Genomic DNA, 3,073 nt, shown 5'->3' with positions numbered 1-3,073 from the left:
GCATTGCCACCCCGCCCCCCCCGCCGGGCGTGGGGCGGGCGGGGGGCGGCGGAGGAGTACGAGGAGAGGGGCAGCGGGGACTTGGCCCTTCTCCTCGGGTCGGTGGGGCCGGTCAGCCCATCTCCTCCAGCGTCTTGCCCTTCGTCTCCTTGACGAACTTCAGGACGAATGGGATGGAGAGCGCGGCGAAGACCGTGTAGATCACGTAGGTGCCGGACAGGTTCCAGTCGGCCAGCGACGGGAAGCTCGCCGTGATGGCCCAGTTGGCGATCCACTGCGCGGCCGCGGCGACGCCCAGGGCGGCGGCGCGGATCTTGTTCGGGAACATCTCGCCGAGCATGACCCAGACGACCACGCCCCAGGACAGGGCGAAGAAGAGGACGAACAGGTGGGCGGCGACCAGGGCGATCCAGCCCTGGGTGGCGGGCAGCTTGCCGCCGACCAGGTCGTACGAGAAGGCCCAGGCCTCCAGTGCGAGGCCGACGGCCATACCGACGGAGCCGATGAGCGCGAGCGGCTTGCGGCCGACGCGGTCCACGAAGATCATCGCGATCACGGTGCCGAGGATGTTGATGATCGATGTCGTGAAGGAGTAGAAGAACGAGTCCGTCGGGTCGACACCGACCGACTGCCACAGCGTCGAGGAGTAGTAGAACGCGACGTTGATACCGACGAACTGCTGGAAGACCGAGAGGCCGATACCGATCCAGACGATCGGCCTGAAGAAGAAGCCGCCGCCGAGCAGGTCCTTGAAGGTGGACTTGTCCTCGCTCTTCATGGCGTGCTCGATCTCGGCGACGCGGGCGTCCAGGTCCAGGTTCCCGCCCTCGACCTCGGCGAGGATCTCGCGGGCGCGGTCACGCTTGCCGACGGAGATCAGGAAGCGCGGGGACTCGGGGATCGCGAGGGAGAGCAGGCCGTAGAGGACGGCCGGGACGACCATCACGCCGAGCATGACCTGCCAGGCCTCAAGACCCATCAGCTTGCCGCGCTGGTCGCCGTCGGCGGCGTTGAGCAGACCCCAGTTGACCAGCTGCGAGATGGCGATGCCGATGACGATCGCAGCCTGCTGGAAGGAGCCGAGGCGGCCGCGGTACGCGGGCGGGGCGACCTCGGCTATGTAGGCGGGGCCGATGACCGAGGCCATGCCGATGGCGAAACCGCCGACGACACGCCACAGGGCGAAGTCCCACAGCGAGAAGGGCAGCGCCGAGCCGACGGCGCTGACGGAGAACAGCACGGCGGCGATCTGCATGACCCGGATCCGGCCGATGCGGTCGGCCATGCGGCCGGCCGTGGCGGCGCCCACGGCGCAGCCGATCAGGGCGATGGCGATGACCTGGGCCAGCGCGGCGGAGCCGATGTCGTAGCGGTCACGGATGGCCTCGACGGCGCCGTTGATCACGGAGCTGTCGTAGCCGAAGAGGAAACCGCCCATCGCGGCCGCGGCCGCGATGAAGATGACATGCCCGAGATGTTCGGGGTGAGCCGTCCTGGCTCCTGACTTGGGTGCCTGCGCTGTGCTGGTCACGTGTACTCCTCGGGCCCCCGGCAGCGCCGCCGGGGTGGGGGGTCAGCCCTTACAGGTGAGACCTGAAGGTAAAAACAACGTTGCAGACACTATGCCTTCAAGTCCCGAAGTCAATAGCCGCAGTGTGTGACTTCAAGCCAAGGGACCGAGGAGATTGAGTTCAAGAAGTGAAGTAATCGAGAAGGGCAGGTCGGGATAGGTGTAGGCCGCACAGATTCAGCGCAGGCGCTGCGAGATGACCTTCGACACACCGTCGCCCTGCATGGAGACGCCGTACAGCGCGTCGGCGACCTCCATCGTCCGCTTCTGATGCGTGATCACGATCAGCTGCGAGGACTCCTGCAGCTCCTGCATGATGCGGATCAGCCGCTGCAGGTTGGTGTCGTCGAGCGCGGCCTCGACCTCGTCCATGACGTAGAACGGGCTGGGACGGGCCTTGAAGATCGACACCAGCATCGCGACGGCGGTCAGCGACCGCTCACCGCCGGAGAGCAGGGACAGCCGCTTGACCTTCTTGCCCGGCGGCCGGGCCTCGACGTCGACACCGGTGGTGAGCATGTTGTCGGGGTCGGTCAGGATCAGCCGGCCCTCACCGCCCGGGAACAGCCGGCTGAAGACCCCCTCGAACTCCCGGGCCGTGTCCCGGTAGGCCTCGGTGAAGACCTGTTCGACGCGCTCGTCGACCTCCTTCACCACCTGAAGCAGGTCGGCACGCGTCTTCTTCAGGTCCTCCAGCTGCTCGCTGAGGAACTTGTGCCGCTCCTCCAGCGCCGCGAACTCCTCGAGGGCGAGCGGGTTCACCTTGCCGAGCTGCTGGTACGCCCGCTCCGCCGCCTTCAGCCGCTTCTCCTGCTCGGACCGCACGAACGGCCTCGGCTGGTTGCGCGGGTGCTCCGGATCCTGCGGCAGTTCCTCGCCCTCGGCGGGCAGGGAGGGCGGTACGAGCTGGTGCGGCCCGTACTCGGACACGAGCCCGGCCGGCTCCACGCCCAGCTCCTCCAGCGCCCTGGTCTCCAGCTGCTCGATCCGCAGCCGCTTCTCGGCGCCGAGTACCTCGCCCCGGTGGACTGAATCCGTCAACTTGTCGAGCTCCGCCTTGAGGTCGCGCCCGGCGGTGCGCGCGGCGGCCAGCTCTTGTTCGCGCCGGGCCTTGGCGGCCTCGGCGGCGGTGCGCTCCTCGTCGGCGCGGGTCAGGGAGACCTCGACGTGCGCGAGCAGCTGCCGGGCGCCGGTGGCGACCGCCTCGGCGCCGGCGGCCTCGTGGCGGAGCCTGGCCCTGCGCTGTTCGGCCCGCGCGCGTGCCTCACGTTCGGCGCGGGCCGCGCGGTCCAGGGAGTCGGCGCGTCCGGCGAGGCCCTTGACCCGCTCCTCGTGGGTACGGGCCTGGAGCCGGGCCTCCATCTCCGTCTGGTGGGCGTTGGCACCGTCTGCGGCGAGCCGGTCGCGCACGGAGGTGTCCGGCTCTTCCTCGACCGGCATCTCCTCGGCGACCGCCAGCCGCTCGGCCAGCTCCTCGACCTCCATGAGCGCCTTGTCCCGGGC

2 protein-coding genes are annotated in these 3,073 nt (G+C 69.0%); both read right to left on the bottom strand.

What is annotated here, in order from left to right; translation table 11 throughout:
- Positions 1-112 precede the first annotated feature (112 nt).
- A complete protein-coding gene (locus ACFW2E_RS44295; protein WP_384477095.1) occupies positions 113-1,531 on the bottom strand; it encodes a sugar porter family MFS transporter in 1,419 nt (472 codons plus the stop codon).
- A 216-nt stretch (positions 1,532-1,747) separates the two neighbouring features.
- Positions 1,748-3,073 (bottom strand): AAA family ATPase (locus ACFW2E_RS44290; protein WP_384477092.1); only part of this gene is annotated, 1,326 nt, incomplete at its 5' end.

It is taken from the genome of Streptomyces sp. NPDC058964 (genome assembly GCF_042741275.1).
Lineage (GTDB): Bacteria > Actinomycetota > Actinomycetes > Streptomycetales > Streptomycetaceae > Streptomyces.
Note: the sequence above shows the minus strand (reverse complement) of the source record. Positions and strands in the feature narration are given on the sequence as shown.